Annotated in this window: 14 protein-coding genes; 2 read left to right on the forward strand and 12 right to left on the reverse strand. The window is 62.1% G+C overall.

The features are described from left to right. Nucleotides 1-30: 30 nt before the first annotated feature. From ACZ6WW_RS07680 to ACZ6WW_RS07690, 3 genes are all read right to left on the reverse strand, one after another. The gene (locus ACZ6WW_RS07680; RefSeq protein WP_465274057.1) at nt 31-357 is read right to left on the reverse strand and encodes a hypothetical protein; all 327 of its coding nucleotides are present in this window, start codon (nt 355-357) and stop codon (nt 31-33) included. Nucleotides 358-453: 96 nt separating this feature from the next. Beyond that, the gene (locus tag ACZ6WW_RS07685) at nt 454-1,023 is read right to left on the reverse strand and encodes a fimbrial protein (RefSeq protein ID WP_465273686.1); all 570 of its coding nucleotides are present in this window, start codon (nt 1,021-1,023) and stop codon (nt 454-456) included. Nucleotides 1,024-1,252: 229 nt separating this feature from the next. Beyond that, nucleotides 1,253-2,254 (reverse strand): Lnb N-terminal periplasmic domain-containing protein, encoded by a 1,002-nt coding sequence (locus ACZ6WW_RS07690; protein ID WP_465273687.1) that lies wholly within the window; start codon nt 2,252-2,254, stop codon nt 1,253-1,255. 193 nt (nt 2,255-2,447) lie between these two features. Between ACZ6WW_RS07690 and ACZ6WW_RS07695 the strand changes: the two genes are divergently transcribed. After that, nucleotides 2,448-4,268, forward strand: a complete 1,821-nt coding sequence (locus tag ACZ6WW_RS07695) for an esterase/lipase family protein (RefSeq protein ID WP_465274040.1) — start codon at nt 2,448-2,450, stop codon at nt 4,266-4,268. 32 nt (nt 4,269-4,300) lie between these two features. Here ACZ6WW_RS07695 and ACZ6WW_RS07700 read toward each other — a convergent pair whose 3' ends face one another. The 9 genes from ACZ6WW_RS07700 to ACZ6WW_RS07740 form a co-directional block, all read right to left on the reverse strand. After that, nucleotides 4,301-4,990: a response regulator gene (locus tag ACZ6WW_RS07700; RefSeq protein WP_465273688.1), complete on the reverse strand. Its 690-nt coding sequence runs from the start codon at nt 4,988-4,990 to the stop codon at nt 4,301-4,303. Beyond that, the gene (locus ACZ6WW_RS07705; protein ID WP_465274041.1) at nt 4,987-7,653 is read right to left on the reverse strand and encodes an ATP-binding protein; all 2,667 of its coding nucleotides are present in this window, start codon (nt 7,651-7,653) and stop codon (nt 4,987-4,989) included. Before ACZ6WW_RS07705 ends, ACZ6WW_RS07700 begins: the two co-directional genes overlap by 4 nt. A gap of 112 nt (nt 7,654-7,765) precedes the next feature. Continuing rightward, nucleotides 7,766-8,341: a potassium-transporting ATPase subunit KdpC gene (gene kdpC, locus ACZ6WW_RS07710; RefSeq protein WP_465273689.1), complete on the reverse strand. Its 576-nt coding sequence runs from the start codon at nt 8,339-8,341 to the stop codon at nt 7,766-7,768. 10 nt (nt 8,342-8,351) lie between these two features. Then, complete coding sequence (locus ACZ6WW_RS07715; RefSeq protein WP_465273690.1) at nt 8,352-9,824, reverse strand: outer membrane beta-barrel protein; 1,473 nt, start codon at nt 9,822-9,824, stop codon at nt 8,352-8,354. Between the two features lie 107 nt (nt 9,825-9,931). Continuing rightward, nucleotides 9,932-10,129 (reverse strand): hypothetical protein, encoded by a 198-nt coding sequence (locus ACZ6WW_RS07720; protein WP_465273691.1) that lies wholly within the window; start codon nt 10,127-10,129, stop codon nt 9,932-9,934. A gap of 25 nt (nt 10,130-10,154) precedes the next feature. Next, nucleotides 10,155-12,227, reverse strand: a complete 2,073-nt coding sequence (gene kdpB / locus ACZ6WW_RS07725) for a potassium-transporting ATPase subunit KdpB (RefSeq protein ID WP_465273692.1) — start codon at nt 12,225-12,227, stop codon at nt 10,155-10,157. Between the two features lie 4 nt (nt 12,228-12,231). After that, entirely contained in the window at nt 12,232-14,034 is a 1,803-nt protein-coding gene (gene kdpA, locus ACZ6WW_RS07730) for a potassium-transporting ATPase subunit KdpA (RefSeq protein WP_465273693.1), read from the reverse strand. Beyond that, nucleotides 14,031-14,123, reverse strand: a complete 93-nt coding sequence (gene kdpF / locus ACZ6WW_RS07735) for a K(+)-transporting ATPase subunit F (RefSeq protein ID WP_281850299.1) — start codon at nt 14,121-14,123, stop codon at nt 14,031-14,033. Before kdpF ends, kdpA begins: the two co-directional genes overlap by 4 nt. A 398-nt stretch (nt 14,124-14,521) precedes the next feature. After that, a complete protein-coding gene (locus ACZ6WW_RS07740; protein WP_465273694.1) occupies nt 14,522-15,508 on the reverse strand; it encodes a DedA family protein/thiosulfate sulfurtransferase GlpE in 987 nt (328 codons plus the stop codon). A 273-nt stretch (nt 15,509-15,781) separates the two neighbouring features. Between ACZ6WW_RS07740 and ACZ6WW_RS07745 the strand changes: the two genes are divergently transcribed. After that, complete coding sequence (locus tag ACZ6WW_RS07745) at nt 15,782-16,783, forward strand: polyprenyl synthetase family protein (RefSeq protein ID WP_465273695.1); 1,002 nt, start codon at nt 15,782-15,784, stop codon at nt 16,781-16,783. Nucleotides 16,784-16,845: the final 62 nt, after the last annotated feature.

The raw sequence follows: 16,845 nt of genomic DNA on the forward strand, positions 1-16,845 counted from the left end.
TTGAACGATTAGCTGGCTTGGCCGTTGCCGCTACTCGGCAGCCTTGGCAATCTCGTTGACGATGCGAACGGGAAATTGCGCACTCAGCCACTGTTCCCAGTCATATGCCCTGCGCATTAACTGTGCGCGATACCGCTCGTTGAAACGAGGCGTCCGCGAGTGGTAGTTGGCGACACGGGTCCAGATGTCTCCCCTGTCCTCGTGCAGGTGCCCGCGCAGTCGCCAAGCCGCGAGTTGATAGGCATAGATGAATCGCGTACCGTTAAGCACCACGCCCGCGTTCGCCGGCTGATTGGCAATGAAAAACCCCGAGATCAATGCCATCACGCACTTAAGTGCGATCTTCCTTTTTTTCACGACACAATATCCAACATCAGGAAGATGATCGATGCTTTGCAAAAGGGAGGCCGCCGAATGGGCCGGCCACCCGAGTAAAGACGCTTGGCGGCGCGTTTACGGCGACGGCGCAGCTTCGTAGCTGACCGTGTACATCACAGAGCTGTTCGCCGGACCGGCCGTAACGGCGCCGGTACGCACGTAACGCGAGATGTACGCAAGCGTCGCCTCATTGTTTGCGACAACTTCCTTGATCTGCGAGCTGCCCTGATCATTGAAGATGTCGATCTTGCTGCCGAGCTTATTGGCCAACTCGATCTGCACGCCGGCCGCAGCGCCTGCGCCCTGCAGAATCAGCGATCCCGTCGTGGGATCCACGGTCGGACCAGGCTCGAAGTGAGCGTACACCCTCGTACCGTTGGTGCAGTTGGTGTCACCAGCACCGCCGATCCGAATGCGAAAGCCCGTCGCGCCGGCGGTATCGCTGATGTTTGGCATCGAAGACGTGTTCACGGTCGGCATGGTAACGGTGAAGCTCGATGCCGGCGCGCCGGGCGCAGCGCCATTGATGAGGCACGATGTCGTAGTAATCGCGCCATTGAAGGTAATGATGCCATCGGCGGCAAACGCGGACGGCGCAGCCAGCGCCGCAGCCAGCAGTGCGGAAGAGAGAAGCTTCAGATTCATCCAATCAATCCTGTGGGAATGAAAGTCGGTAGCTACCGACCTACGGACGCGGGTCTTTCGAGTGAAGGAGAATAACCCCGCGTTCCGTAGGCGAATTCTCCTCGCACACCGCAAACAGTTCTTTAGAATTTATTTTAAATATTTGATTTTAATCACGAAATTATTCGATGACAAATATTCAAAAAAAGCAGAACTACACCTGACGCCGCCGTAGATGCATCGGTACGGATCACTCTGCGCGCGCGCGAATCGCTTTTGAAAAATCATCCGCCGGACCGCTGCGCCTGGCCAGCTCGGTGATCCGGCTACGCTGACGGAGCTGATCGACCGAGATACTCCGATCCACGACACCCACGTCATGGAAATACTCGGGAAGATAGCCGGTCAACAGCAAACGATAGTCTCGCGGCAGATCCGTGCTGATCTGCCTGGCCATGCGGTAGACGATCGTGGTGCAGTTGGACGTCAAGGTGTTGTAGAACGTCGGTGTGCCGACCAGTTCGTTGGCCGCCTGCACATACGATAGAAAAAGCGCATGCATCGCCTGCTTGTCCATCTGCAATGGATACAGGTAATCGTCTTCGCCGCGCACATTGGTTCGCACGCGGATGATGTCGCGCTCGTCGGCTGCGACAAGAATCGTTTCGAACTGGCGGAAGAACCCGCCTATCGGCGAATAGCTCTCCCCACGCTCCTTGCGAATCTCGACGGAAAAGACCACATGCCGTCCGTCGTCGAAGCCGAAGGAAATCATCGCGTGCGCGATCGCCGGACTTCCCCAGTACGACAGCACTGCATCGGCCGACACCAGATGTTCCAGATCGTACTGGCGCGCTTCCCAATGAACGTCATAGTCGTCGTCCGTACGCCAGGTAAAGTTGCGCACATGCTGCAGCGTGACCTGGCTGCCTTGCACCGTGCCGCTGAGTAGCTGCGCTACGTCGTCGGACCAGACCCGGTCGTTGGACGGCTTGATCGTCGCCCACCATCCCAGCAGAACAAGATAGGCCAGACCATAAGCCGCCAGCGGCAGCCAGCTGCGCTGGATAGCGGCGAACACCAGCAGCGCAATCGCGCCGATCAGCCAGACGGCGGCCGCCACGGTTCGCATGACCGACCCCAGGGGCAGTTGATACCAGAGCGCCAGGGCGCCCCATAGCCCGGACAGTACCGTGACAAGCACCACCAGGCCCGCCAGCGCCGCCCTGCCCATCCTCCGCCCTATGCTCATCGTCTCTTTCCCGCGGTGTGTGGACGCCCCTGACAAGGGTGCAATGTTGAAGACATCAAGGCAATGCATGATTGGCTTAGAATCCGCCCACTCCCCGAATACATCGGCATAGGGCTCCATGACACCTGGATCGAGGACCTGGATCGCACGATACGTTGTCCTCGCGATGTCGCTATGCCTGAGCGCATGCGCGATGGTCGGGGTGAGTCGCGTCAAATCACACGAATACATCAGCGGCCAACGCAACGATGTGATCGCTACCGGTCGGGTCAGCGACCAGACCCTGCAGTCGCTCAATGTGGTCGCACTCAACCCGGATACCTGCGCAAAGACTTTCGACGCCTGCGTGGATACGGTAAAGGCGTCGGCAGGGCTCAACGACGAACAACGGCTTTCCGCGCTCTCCGAACTCTGGCTGGGCAAGGCGATTCGTAACGATCGCGCCGACAAGGACGCCGAGATGGACGACTCGACCCTGGATGCGTTCCTGCAGGCGTCGCGTTATGCCTATGCGTATCTTTTTTATACGCAGCGCCGCCCTGAAGACCGCGTATTCGAGTTGCGCCAGGTACAGGTCATCGGCTTCTACAATTTTTCCGCCCAGCGCGCCATTGCACGACTCTTCCAGGAATTGCCGCACCTTGCACCGGGGTGGACGCAGGCTTCACTGGCCAACTGGACCTTTTTGCCGCCTCAGGCCGACCTGCGCCTGGCCGGCGGTGTTAACGCGCCATCGGAATTGATCCCCGCCTCGACATTGCGGTTCAACGGCGTGCGCAACGTCTATCGACGCGACGGCTTCGGCACCGAGTTCGTGGCCGTCACACCGCCCGTCACCGCCAATGACGACATCCCGTGGCGGGAACCGGAGTATGTGCCGGCCACCGGTGCCCTGGTGTTCGATGGCACGACGCTGGATGCGGTATTGGCAACCCGGCGCATCCAACTCATGGCCAGGAATCCCTACAGCGACGACACGATTGCCGTCGGCGGCCGCTCGGTCCCGCTCGCCGCGGATTTCACGGCCCCGTATGGCATCTGGCTGGCCCGATCCGGCTTCGCCAGCCAGTCGATCCGTTCCCTGCTTGGCAGGGAAGGCGGCATCACGACGCCGCGCGTGCTGCTGATGCAGCCCTATGATCCGAACCGGCTTACCGTCGTCATGCTGCACGGCCTGGCGAGCAGCCCCGAGGCCTGGATCAATGTGGCCAACGAGGTCATGGGTGATGAGGCGTTGCGCAAGAACTACCAGGTGTGGGAGGTCTACTACCCCACCAATGCGCCGATCGCGGTCAACCTTGCCGGCATTCGCAAGGCGCTCGACGCCACGTTCCGGCATTTCGATCCGGGCGGCAAGGCGCGCGCATCGAACAACGTCGTACTCGTGGGACACAGCATGGGCGGCGTGATCGCGCGACTGCTGGTGTCCTCCAGCGGCGATCACTTGTGGAACGTCATCCCGACCCGCTCCGATCTGTCTCCCGCCAAGCAGGCGCGGCTGCGCCAGCGTCTAGCCCCCTATCTGCAATTTAAGCCGATGCCGCAGGTCACACGCGCGGTATTCATGGCCTCCCCGCATCGAGGCACGCCAGTGGCGAAATATCGCCTTGCGCGCCTGATCGTCAACCTGATTCGACTGCCCGTCAATGTGATCAAGGAAGTCGCCAGTTTCTCCGACTTGCTCAAGAACGATACGCCCGACGGTACGCCTGCACGCATTCCCACCAGCATCGACAACCTCAGTGACAGCGATCCCTTCGTCAAGGCGGCTGCGGATCTGCCCATCTCGCCGGCGGTGCATTACCACACGATCGTCGGCGTGTATAAGCCCAACGGCCCACTGGTCGACTCCAGCGATGGCGTGGTGCCGTATCGGAGCGCACACCTGGACGGCGCCGACTCCGAGTTGGCGATACCGGCATGGCATAGCGTGCAGGAGACGTCAGCCGCCATTCTCGAACTGCGACGGATACTCAAGTTGCATGCAGACGCTGTGGCGGCGGGCAAGCACTAGTCGCGGATGGAGCTTCCCGCCCCGCTCCAGACTCACGCCAAAAACCGGTAGCCCACCCCAGGCTCGGTTTTCAGCCAGCGCGGCGTCGTCGGGTCGTCGCCCAGCTTCTGGCGAAGCTTGCCGATCACAATACGCAGGTAGTGGGTGTCCTCGACATGTGTCGGCCCCCATAGCTCGCGCAATAACTGCTGCTGCGTCACCACGCGACCGCTGTGGCGCAGCAACATCGCCAGCACGGCGTATTCCTTGCGCGTCAACGACAATACCTGACCGTCGAGAGTCACCTCGCGCTGGGCCAGGTCGACATGCAGGCGGTCATCGTCGTAACGCGGCAGCGCCTCGACCTCGCCCGGCCGATTGCGTAGCAATGCGCGCAGGCGCGCCATCAGCTCCTGGATGCCAAAAGGCTTGGTGACATAGTCGTTGGCGCCTGCGTCCAGTGCACGCACCTTTTCTTTCTCGGTGTCGCGCACGGAAAGCACCAGTACCGGCAACTGGCTCCATTGGCGCAGGTCGGCCAGCACCTCGTGGCCCTCACGGTCAGGCAGGCCCAGGTCCAGGATGACCAGATCCGGGCTGCGCGTGGCCGCCAGCGCCAATCCCTCTTCGCCGTTGGCCGCCAGCAATACCTCGTAGCCCTCGGCGCGCAGGCCGATGTCGAGGAATTTGCGGATCTGCGCCTCATCGTCGATCACGAGCACGCAGGGAATGGCAGCGGTCATGGCGGTGTGGGTAGCGGCAACGTAATGCGGATAGTCGTGCCGATGCCGTCGCCAGGCAAGGCCTCGACGCTGCCGCCATGGGCGCCGATCATGCCCCGGCAGATCGCCAGCCCCAGGCCGGTGCCTTGCGGCGCGCGGTCCCCACGCGAGACGGAATAGAACATGTCGAAGATGAGCGCGCGCTCGTCTTCGGGAATGCCCGGACCACGATCGATCACGTCGATGGTGATCTGCTGCTTGTCCGTATGAGCACGCACCAGTACGCGTACCGGCTGATCGGGTGGCGAGAAGCGCGCTGCATTTTCCAGGATATTGAACAGCGCCTGCTCGATCAGTGCCGGGTGCACGAACAGCAGCACGGTATCCGGCGGCAGGGCCGTTTCCACGCGCAGATCCGGAAACAGCTTGCGCAGGCGGCTCACCGCAGCGGCGACGATCTCGGCCGCATCGGTCCAGTCGCGATTGAGCTTGAGCGTGCCGTGGCCCAGACGGGTCATGTCGAGCAGGTTCTGGATATAGCGATCCAGCCGCTGACCTTCGCCCAGGATAGCGTCCAGCAGTTCCTGGCGTTCCTGTTTCGGCAACTGATCGCCGTAACTGGACAGGGTGCCGGCCGATCCGATCATCGAGGCAAGCGGCGAGCGCAAGTCATGTGACACCGACGAGAGCAGCGCATTGCGCAGGCGCTCGGTTTCGCCCTGCACACGCGCGCCTTCCAGCTCATCGGTCAAGCGCGCACGCTCTAGCGCCTGGCCGATATCCTGCGCCATCGCCAGGGCAAGGCTGCGCTTGTCCGGATCGGGTTCACCCGCCTCGGCGTCGAAGCGCAATGCAGCCACGCCCAGATGCGTGCCTTCACCGCCGAGGGGAAGCACCCAGCACGGCGCGGCGTTCAAGGTATCGGTATAACGACCGGCTTGCTCGGCATGCTGCTCGCTCCACTCGGCGGCGGCGAGATCCTGTGCGATGAGATGAAAATCGCGCGGTGCGGTAGCGATCACGTGCAGTATCTGGGATGCGTCTCGCGCGAGTATGGCCACGTCGCAACGCAGGGCATGCGCCAATGCCGCGGCGCCCACTTCACGAATGCCGGACGCATCGGTGCTGGTCGACAAACGCTGTCCGAGCGCCAGCAAGGCACGCGCATGGGCATGCGCAGCGCGCATCGACTCGACCTGACTGGCCAAACGGGTAGCGAGCCGGCTGCACACCAGCGCAGCGACCAGAAACAGGGTTACTGCCAGCAGATCGTCCACATTTGAGATCGCCAGCGTGTAGCGCGGCGGCGCGAAGAAGAAGTTGTAGCCAAGAAAACACAGTACGGCGGTGTAGACCGCCACGGCCATGCGCGTACGCACCGCCACCACCAGAACAGCGGTGAGGAAGATCAATGCCAGATTCGCTACGGACAGATAACGATCAGCGATAAACGACAAACCGAACGCCACCAGCGTGGCGAGCGTGGCGTAGACGTACTCGCCGCGCCGCCCTCGCCCACCCGGCATGCGCAGGCGTCGGCGCGACTGCGCGCGTTCGGCCGGTGTGGCAATGATGGTCAATTCAAGGTGTGCGCCGTAGCGCAGCAACTGCTGCGTCAACGAGCGGCCCAGCATGCGCGCCAACGGCCGCTCGCGCGTGCGTCCCAGGATGATCTGGCCTATGCCTTCGCGGTCCGCATGTGAGATCAGCTCATCGGCAATGGCATGTCCGCGCAACACTACGGCATCGCCGCCCAGGCGTCGTGCCAGCCGCATCGCGCTGTCGAGGCGTTCACGCCGTGCCTTGTCCAGGGTGCTACCGGTATCGACGAAGGCAACGCTCCACGGCGCGCCGCGACGTTCGGCGATACGTCGCGCGATGCGTACGAGATACTCGCTTTGCGTGTGGCCATCGATCGCCGCGAGAACACGCCGGCGGACCGGCATGACGCCACCGCGCGCCAGCATGTGTTCGCGCAGGTCACTGTCGACATGCCCGGCAACCGTGTCCACCGCCAGTTCGCGCAGAGCGACGAGATTCGTGGGTGAGAAGAACGCATCCAGCGCGGCAGCGGCCGTTTCCGGCACATAGACCTTGCCCTGCTTCAGGCGCTGGATCAATTCACGTGGCGGAAGGTCGACCAGCACGATGTCGCGTGCGCGATCGAGAAACGCATCGGGTACCGTTTCACGCACCGTGACGCCGGTAATGCGCCGCACCTGGTCATTGAGGCTTTCCAGGTGCTGCACGTTCAGCGCGGTATAGACCTCGATGCCCGCTTCGAGCAGCTCGGCAATGTCCTGCCAGCGCCGCTCATGCCTGCTGCCAGGCAGGTTGCGGTGCGCGAGTTCGTCGACCAGCACCACCGCCGGTCGCCGCGCGAGTGCCGCATCGAGATCGAATTCGGTAAACGATTTGCCGCGATATTCGACGGGACGGCGCGGCAGTTCTTCCAGCCCTTCCAGCAAGGCCTGGGTTTCCGCGCGGCCATGGGTTTCGACCAGGCCGATGACGACGTCGATGCCTTGGCGCTTGAGCTCTCTTGCCGCAGAGAGCATCGCAAAGGTCTTGCCGACACCAGGAGCTGCGCCCAGAAAGACTTTCAGGCGACGCTCGCGATCTTCGCTGGCGGCATCGAGCAAAGCGTCGGCTCGCGCTTCGCGGGAAGGCCCGGACGTACCCATCATGCCCCCGCAATCCGGGAAGCGACCATGCAGGATGAATCTCTGTTTTTTGGCTGCATGGCCTTGTCCGTAGGGTTAAGCTTTTCCCGCAAAGCGCGAGTTTCCAAAAAGTCTAACGCTTTTGCAGGTCGTCCAGTGCAAGGTTGAGCTGCAGCACATTCACCCGAGCCTCGCCGAGCACGCCCAACTGACGACCCGAACTGGCCGCTGCCACCAGGCCACGCACCTGATCCTCACTCAAACCACGCAACCGGGCCACACGTGCGAGCTGATACTGCGCCGCGGCGGGAGTGATCTCCGGGTCGAGTCCACTGCCCGATGCGGTCACCAGATCCGAAGGGATGATTGCGCTATTGCCCGGATCGGCCGCATGCAACGCATCGATGCGCTGCTTGACGGCATCGGTCAACGCCGAATTGGTAGGGCCAAGGTTGGAACCGGTCGATGCATTGCCGTTATTGGCCATCGGTGCGGTCGCCGACGGCCTGCCCCAGAAATACTTCGGGTCGGTAAAGGACTGGCCGATCAGGCTCGAACCGACGGCATGGCCGTCATGCTCGATCAGGCTGCCATTGGCTTTGGCCGGAAACAGCAGCTGCGCCGCACCGGTGACGACCAGGGGATAGATGACGCCGGTGATCAGCGTCATCAACAAAAGCATCGTAACGATGGGGCGTAGCTGCTTCACGGTGTTTACCTCAGTAGTGCAGGATGGCGTCGACGATGGCGACTGCCTGGTAGTTCTTCTTGCCGGCGTTGTATGCGTTCACCTCATACGAATGCTCGTAGCGGATTTCCGGACGAATTTCCAGATCCGACGATACCCAGTGCGTCAGGCCCAGGGTGTGGCTGCTGTATTTCGTGGCATACCCGGTGCGCTGACCCTTCTGGTCGTTGTAGAACTCGTTGCGGAACGTCAGCATGTTGCTGGAGTTCAACTCGAAGTTCAGATAGTTCACCGCACCGTATTCGCCCGCCTTGCCCGGATACGGCGACGAAGCCACGACGCCCGGCTCGCCATCCGGCCCGAAGCCCGGAATATTGCGGCCGTACATGTAGTAGGCCTCGGTCTGCATATGCACCTTGGAACTGAAGCGATGGCCCCAGGTCATCACGTACATCTGCACGTTGTTGTAGTTGTAGTCGGACGTGTTCCAGTTGTTGACGCAGGGATACAGCATGTCGTTGTTGTCTTTGGACACCCAACGTACGCAGGCCTGCAATGCCGGCCGTGCCGAATGATTCCACGGCGCCGTGTCGTTGCTGCCATTGATGCCAAGCTGCAACGTCCACTGCTGGCTGAGCCGCGTCGTAGTCATGATGCCGGTCTGGGTATACGGATCGACCGTGTACAGGATCGAATGCGTGACCAGGTAGTTCTGCGGCGAGAACTGCGCCTCGATGTCGGGTAGCGACAAGTAACGGCCGAAACGAATCACCATGCCCTCGGCGACGGAGGGGATGTAGAGGTCGTAATAGAACAGCATCGGATCGATGCCATAGACCTTGCCAGCCAACGGACCGTTCGAATTGGGGTGGTTGAGCAACTGGTTGCTGAACACGCCCTTGGTTACGGTGTAGTGGTAGTCGTAACCATACAAGGTGGAAATGTTGAAACCCCAATCCACATGATCGGTCTGGACCGTGTCTTCCACGCGGGTAAGGTTGATGACGAGCTGATCGAACTCCACGCGGTTAGGCCGCGTCGCATACGACAACGGATAGTTCGTGAAGCTGGACGAACTCACGTTGGCCGACGGATTGATCCAACCGTTGATCTCGACACGGTTGCGCTTCATCCAGTTGCCGAGGCTGGTGCAGGCGAGCGCTTTTTGCAGCGGGTACTGGCCGTAGGCCACCGGCACGCCGATGGGCGCAGCGACGCCACCGAGCTGCCATTCGCCATTGGGGAACGGCGGCGAGTCGAGCGGCGCATCCATCGCGCGGCGCTGAGCGGCGGGAGCGTTCGGGTCCGACGGCTGAGCATCTTCACGGTAGGCCGCGGCGAGGCGCGAGCCAAACCCGTGCGAACAATCGTCGCTCGCGGGCTGGCTTGCGGCAGGCGGCCCCAAGGCCTGGCTCGCCGCCTGTGGCGCGTCATCGGCCAACGCCTTGCCAACGGGGATCAGCGCCATCATCACGGCAACAGCTAGAACTTTCTTTACAGACATAGTAATTCGAATCCGGTCCCGCAACGGACCGCCTCTGGTGGTTGAAACAACAATCCGAAGCTTTTGGCGAGCGCGGTTTCAGACGCGCCCACTATCGAGCCTTCGCGTTAGATCCCGGCGTACCCGCCCCGTACATATTCATCGTCCTGCTGCGTCGCCTCGCTATCGTTTGGCGCGACGCGTACCTTGGCGTGCATGGGGAGTGCAATCACCACATCGCAGGGCGAGTCGTTGGCCGACAGACGCAACTCCATATCGGGGTGTGTTTCGTCGGGGAGGGAAACCGAGAGCTTCAGGGTATTCATCGCTTGCTTTGATCCTTGTCGGGAATTAGGCGAGACCGCACAGCACCAGCAACAGGTCGATCAATTTGATGCCGACGAACGGCACGGCGATGCCGCCGAGGCCATAGACCAGCAAATTGCGACGCAACAGCGCACCCGCGCCCAATGCGCGGTACTTGACGCCTTTGAGTGCCAGCGGAATCAGAAAGATGATGATCAATGCGTTGAAAATGACGGCCGACAGAATGGCGCTCTGCGGCGTAGCCAGATGCATCACGTTGAGCGCATTGAGCGCCGGATAGGTGGTGGCGAACGCCGCCGGAATGATCGCGAAATACTTGGCGATATCGTTGGCGATCGAAAAGGTCGTCAGCGCGCCGCGCGTGATCAGCATCTGCTTGCCGATCTCCACCACCTCGATCAACTTGGTCGGATTGGAGTCCAGATCGACCATGTTGCCGGCCTCCTTGGCCGCCTGCGTGCCGGTATTCATCGCCACCGCCACGTCGGCCTGGGCCAGCGCCGGAGCGTCGTTGGTACCGTCGCCGCACATGGCGACCAGGCGGTTTTCGGCCTGGATGCTGCGAATCAATTTCAGCTTGGCTTCCGGGGTCGCCTCGGCAAGGAAATCGTCCACGCCGGCTTCGGCGGCGATCGCCGCGGCAGTGAGCGGGTTGTCGCCGGTAATCATCACCGTCTTGATGCCCATACGGCGCATCTCGGCGAAGCGTTCGCGGATACCGCCCTTGACGATGTCCTTCAGCTCGATCACGCCCAGCGCCGTCGAACCCTCGGTAACAATCAGCGGAGTGGCGCCACGACGCGCGATGTCTTCGGCCATCCGCTTGACCAGCGGAGGCAGATGGCTACCCAGCGAATCCAGATAGCGTTCAACCGCATCGAGCGCACCCTTGCGAATATGACGCTCGCCGATGTCGACGCCGCTCATGCGGGTTTGCGCGGTGAACGGAACAAACTGTGCGTGACCGGCTTCGAGCTGGCGCTCGCGCAAGCCGAAGCGTTCTTTTGCCAGCACGACCACGCTGCGGCCTTCGGGTGTTTCATCGGCCAGCGAGGCCAGCTGCGCCGCGTCGGCAAGGATGCTTTCTTCGATACCCGGTGCCGGCATGAAGGCGACCGCCTGGCGGTTGCCCAGGGTGATGGTGCCGGTCTTGTCCAGCAATAGCACGTCGACGTCGCCGGCCGCTTCCACCGCACGTCCCGAGGTGGCGATGACATTGGCGCGGATCATGCGATCCATGCCCGCAATACCGATGGCCGACAGCAAGGCACCGATGGTGGTGGGAATCAGGCAGACCAGCAGCGCAACCAGCACGGTCAGCGTGATCGGGTTGCCCTTGCCGGCGACCTGAACGCTATAGATCGAATACGGCAGCAAAGTGGAACACGCCAGCAGGAAGATCAGCGTGAACTTGGCCAGCAGGATCGTCAGCGCAATCTCGTTCGGCGTCTTGCGGCGCGCGGCACCTTCGACCATCGCGATCATGCGGTCGAGAAAGCTCTCGCCCGGATTGCTAGTGATGCGCACGACAAGCCAGTCGGAAAGCACACGCGTACCGCCGGTGACTGCACTGCGGTCGCCGCCCGATTCGCGAATCACCGGCGCGGATTCACCGGTAATCGCGCTTTCGTCGACACTGGCCGCGCCGACCACGACTTCACCGTCGCCGGGCAACAATTCGGTGGCTTCGACCAGTACATGGTCGCCGCTGCGCAGCTCGCTCGACTCGACAAAGGTGATCGCCGCATCGCGCTGCGGACCGGCCAGTTTCTTGGCCATGACGTTCTTGCGCGAGCTGCGCAATGCGGCCGCCTGGGCCTTGCCGCGGCCCTCGGCCAGCGCTTCGGCGAAGTTGGCAAACAGCAGCGTGAACCACAGCCAGACGCTGACCCAGAAGATGAACGCGGTCGGCGCCTCGCCGTGGCCGGCCAGGGCCTGGATCCATAGCAGCGTGGTCAACACGCTGCATACGAACACCACGAACATCACCGGGTTGCGGAACTGCAGCCGCGGCGACAGCTTGCGGAACGAATCGGCCACGGCCTTGAGAATCAAGTCGCGGTCGAAGCCGCGCACGGCATGGGTTTGAGTAGTCATCGAATCAATGCCCTGACATCAGGTATTCGGCGATCGGGCCAAGTGCCAGAGCCGGAAGAAAAGTAAGCGCGCCAACCACGATCACCACGCAGGCAAGCAAGGTGACAAACAGCGGCGTATGCGTGGGCAAGGTGCCAGCCGACGGCGGTACGTGGCGCTTGGCGGCCAGCGAGCCGGCCATGGCCAACATCGCGATGGCCAGCGGAAAGCGCGCAAAGAACATGCACACGCCCAGCAAGACGTTCCAGAACGGCGTGTTGGTCGATAGACCACCAAATGCGCTGCCGTTGTTGTTCGAGGCCGAGCTGACCGCATAGAGCACTTCGCTGAAGCCATGCGCACCGGGGTTGCTGACACCGGCGACACCCGCTGGTGCCATCACCGCAATCGCAGTACAGATCACGACCAGAGCACACGGCAACAGCACGGCGAGACTGGCCATCTTCATCTCGTACGCTTCGATCTTCTTGCCGAGGTATTCGGGCGTACGGCCCACCATCAGGCCAGCGATGAACACCGCGACGACTGCGAACGCGAGCATGCCGTAAAGACCCGAACCGACACCGCCGAAGATCACCTCGCCCAACTGCATCAGCCACATCGGTACCAGGCCACCCAGTGGAGTGAGCGAGTCGTGAGCATTGTTGACCGCGCCGCAGGAAGCGGCCGTGGTGATCGCCGTGAACAGGCCGCTGGCGGCGATACCGAAGCGCGTTTCCTTGCCTTCCATGTTGCCACCCGGCTGCAACGCGGTGGCTTGCTGATCGACAGCCAGACCATGCAGTGCCGGGTTGCCAGCCTGCTCGGCGGCTACCGCACCGATGGCCAGCGGCACAAAGATCAGCAGCATGGTGGCGAGAATTGCCCAGCCCTGTCGCCGATCGCCGACCATGCTGCCAAAGGTGATGCAAAGACCGCCCGGAATCAGGAAGATCGCCAGCATCTCGATAAAGTTGGCAAGCGGCGTCGGGTTCTCGTAAGGGTGCGCGGAGTTGGCGCCGAAGAAGCCGCCGCCGTTGGTGCCCAGCTGCTTGATTGCAATCTGCGATGCGGCCGGCCCCATCGGCAAGCTCTGCGTATCGACCGGCGACTCTTTCGTCACGTCATGACCGGCCGCATCCTTGAGCACATTGCCCTGGGCATCCTTGACCTGCTCCACCTGTACGATGTGCTGGGTCAGCGGCACGTCGACGTAGGCCTTGAAGTTCTGCACCACGCCCTGCGAAACCAGCAGCAACGCCATGACCAGCGAGAACGGCAGCAGGATGTACAAGACGCTGCGCGTCATGTCGACCCAGAAATTGCCGATGCTCAACGAGCTCTTGCGCGTGAAGCCGCGAATGACCGCAATCAGCACCGCGATACCGGTCGCGGCGGAGAGGAAGTTCTGCACCGCCAGGCCGAGCATCTGCGTGAGATAGCTCATCGCGTTCTCGCCGGAATACGCTTGCCAGTTGGTGTTGCTGGCGAAGCTGATGGCCGTGTTCATGGCCGAGTCCGGCGTGATTGCCACGAAATGCTGTGGATTCAGCGGCAGCCACTGCTGCACGCGCTGCAACAGGTACACCACCAGCAGGCCGGCGATGTTGAACAGCAGCATGGTCATCGCATAGCGACGCCAGCCCATGTCGTCCTCGGCACGAATGCCCGAGGCGCGATACAACAGGCGCTCCACACCCGCACCCAGGCGATTGACGCGATTGGGCGTATCGGCAAATACCAAGGCCATGTACTGCCCCACTGGCTTGACCAGCAGCAACAGCACGATCAGATAGATGGCTACCTGAAGAATATCGTTCGTGGTCATTCGAACCACTCCGGTTTGAGCAGGGCCACGCACAGGTAGCCCGTCAGCGCCACCGCAATAACGGTGGCCACGACATAAACAAAGGTCATGGGAATTCCTGGTGGCTTACGCGAGGATTCGCGTCAGGGACGTTTGCCGAGGCGGTCGCAGATCAGCAGAAAGCCGATGCTGGCCGCACTGAGCACTAAACAAAACAGCAGATAGACGATATCCATGGGATGCCGATCGAAGGAGGTAGTGCAACGACGCGCACTATAGGAATCGGCACATAAGAAAGGGGTAGCGGTTTGGGCGGGTGGCGTATAGAACGCGTAAATTTTTACATCGGGGATGTAAAAACCCCCCCCTCACCCTAGCCCTCTCCCCCGGCAAAGCCAGGGGAGAGGGAGCTAAAAGCGCGCAATATCCAAACTCACCTCAGTGTGCCCCCTCTCCCCTGGCTTTGCCGGGGGAGAGGGCTGGGGTGAGGGGGCGCTCTTGCCCTAGATCAAGCCACCGTATGCGTCGGCACGATCATCACACCCTCATCTTTCTCAGGCGCCAGATGCTCGATCGCGTAACCGGCGGCATCCCACGCATCCAGGCCGCCAAGCAGCGGCCTCACATGACGATACCCCCGATCGATCAGCGCCTTGGCCGCGATCGCGGCGGAGGTCTCGTTCGGGCAGTTGCAGTAGATGATCAGCTCGCGGTCGGTCGGAATATCGTGCAGCGCCTGTTCCATGCTTTTCAGGTCGGCCAGGACGGCTCCCGGAATGATCCGCGTGTCGACCACCCGCGCCGCCGAGGAGCGCACGTCGACCACGATCGGCGACGCCCCGGACGCAATCGCGCCGGACAGCTCGTCGACCGTAATGCGCGCCATCCGCAACGAATGCAGCAGGCGCCTGCGCTGCCACCACTTGGCGGCGATATAAAGAGCAAGCAGTACAGCGATGATTTCCAGCGCGACCGTGCCGGCGCTGGCCAGCAGGTTCAGCACATGATCGATCTGCGCCGAGAAGACGTAGCCAAGGCCGATGGCGACACCCGCCCAGATCAGCGAGCCGGCCACGTCCAGCGCTATGAATGCCCAGGGCCGCAACCCCATGGCGCCCACCAGGGGGGGCGCCACCGTCGACAGGCCCGGCACGAACTTGGCGATCAGCAACACGCGCCCGCGCCAGCGCTGAAAGCGCAGCTCGGATTGTTTTACGCAGGAATCGGGGGAGAGCGAAATGCGGCAGATGGTGCGCATGACGCCGGATCCATAACGACGTCCGGCCCAGTACCAGACCAGATCGCTAAGCAGGCAGCCGAGCACCGCAGCCGCCACGACCGTGGCCAAGGGCAGCTGGCCATTGGCGGCCAGGGCACCGGCGACCACCATGGTCGGCACGGCGGGCACAGGCAGGCCGGCCTGCTCGACCAGGACATTGAAAAACACCAGGAGGGCGCCGTACTCCGCAATCAGAGCGATAATTTGGCTGGCCATCGGCAGACGCCTCGATCGGTTTATTCCCCCCGCTTCGCCCCATCTGGGGGCGCGGCGGCCGAATTGCAAACGCTGGATTAGCGCCGGTAACGGACCCTACCAGGTCGCTTTCCTGCGTACCGGCCCCAGCCCTCCGATGGCGCAAGTTTAAGCTATTGCAACGCCCACGCGCCGCAACAGCACCCACCTAATAGTTCCGGACAGAAAGCCTCAGTCGCGGACTGGCCTTGCTCTACGTCTATAATCTGGCTCATTCGTAACTGCGACTCCCACATGACCACGATACCTGCCGACGCCATCCGTACCGCCGACTTCGCCGCCGTGCGCGCGCTCGCCGCCGCCGACATGCAGCGCGTCGATACGCTGATCCGTCAACGTCTCTCGTCGGACGTGGTCCTGATCAACCAGATCGCCGACCACATCATCGCCAGCGGCGGCAAGCGCCTGCGCCCGATGTTGCACGTACTTTCCGCGGCGGCGGCAGGTTATCGCGGCGAACAACACATCAAGCTGGCCGCTGTTATCGAATTCATCCATACCTCGACGCTGCTGCACGACGACGTGGTGGACGAGTCGGACCTGCGTCGCGGCCGCAAGACTGCCAATGCGCTCTGGGGCAACGCAGCCAGCGTACTGGTCGGCGACTTTCTCTATTCGCGCTCGTTCCAGCTGATGGTCGAGCTGGACGATATGCGCATCATGCGCATTCTCGCCGACACCACCAACACGATCGCCGAAGGCGAAGTGCTGCAGCTGCTCAACATCGGCAATGCCGACGTCGACGAGGCAGCCTACCTCGCCGTGATCGAACGCAAGACGGCCGTGCTGTTCGCGGCCGCAACGGAACTGGGTGGCATTCTCGGTGGCTTGCCGGACCCTCAGGTGGCCGCGCTGCGCCGTTACGGCATGGAGCTGGGCTACGCCTTCCAGATCGCCGACGACCTGCTCGACTACGTGTCCGACGCCGATACCCTGGGCAAGAACATCGGCGACGATCTGGCCGAAGGCAAACCTACCCTGCCATTGATCTACGCGCTGAAGAACGCCAGCCCGGAGCAGGCGCAATCGCTGCGCCATGCGATCGAACATGGCGGCCTGGATTCGCTCGATCGCATCATTGCCGCCATCCGCGACTCAGGTGCACTGGAACGCACGCACGAGCGTGCCGTCATGCATGCCGATGCCGCACGTAGCGCACTCGATCACCTGCCGCCATCGACTTATCGCGATGCACTCAGCGCCTTGGCCGATTATTCGGTAGAACGCAAGTTCTGACACAGGCACTGCAGACCGCCTGAAGAAAGCTTCGATAAAATCTCAGAAGGCCAGCAAGTTCT

It is taken from the genome of Dyella sp. NPDC103356 (assembly GCF_055584465.1).

Excerpts from the sequence above, each read along its gene's own strand:
- ACZ6WW_RS07685 (WP_465273686.1), bottom strand. The coding sequence starts at position 1,023 with ATGAATCTGAAGCTTCTCTCTTCCGCACTGCTGGCTGCGGCGCTGGCT.
- ACZ6WW_RS07690 (WP_465273687.1), bottom strand. The coding sequence starts at position 2,254 with ATGAGCATAGGGCGGAGGATGGGCAGGGCGGCGCTGGCGGGCCTGGTG.
- ACZ6WW_RS07695 (WP_465274040.1), top strand. The coding sequence starts at position 2,448 with ATGGTCGGGGTGAGTCGCGTCAAATCACACGAATACATCAGCGGCCAA.
- ACZ6WW_RS07700 (WP_465273688.1), bottom strand. The coding sequence starts at position 4,990 with ATGACCGCTGCCATTCCCTGCGTGCTCGTGATCGACGATGAGGCGCAG.
- ACZ6WW_RS07705 (WP_465274041.1), bottom strand. The coding sequence starts at position 7,653 with ATGGGTACGTCCGGGCCTTCCCGCGAAGCGCGAGCCGACGCTTTGCTC.
- ACZ6WW_RS07715 (WP_465273690.1), bottom strand. The coding sequence starts at position 9,824 with ATGTCTGTAAAGAAAGTTCTAGCTGTTGCCGTGATGATGGCGCTGATC.
- ACZ6WW_RS07720 (WP_465273691.1), bottom strand. The coding sequence starts at position 10,129 with ATGAATACCCTGAAGCTCTCGGTTTCCCTCCCCGACGAAACACACCCC.
- kdpB (WP_465273692.1), bottom strand. The coding sequence starts at position 12,227 with ATGACTACTCAAACCCATGCCGTGCGCGGCTTCGACCGCGACTTGATT.
- kdpA (WP_465273693.1), bottom strand. The coding sequence starts at position 14,034 with ATGACCACGAACGATATTCTTCAGGTAGCCATCTATCTGATCGTGCTG.
- kdpF (WP_281850299.1), bottom strand. The coding sequence starts at position 14,123 with ATGACCTTTGTTTATGTCGTGGCCACCGTTATTGCGGTGGCGCTGACG.
- ACZ6WW_RS07740 (WP_465273694.1), bottom strand. The coding sequence starts at position 15,508 with ATGGCCAGCCAAATTATCGCTCTGATTGCGGAGTACGGCGCCCTCCTG.
- ACZ6WW_RS07745 (WP_465273695.1), top strand. The coding sequence starts at position 15,782 with ATGACCACGATACCTGCCGACGCCATCCGTACCGCCGACTTCGCCGCC.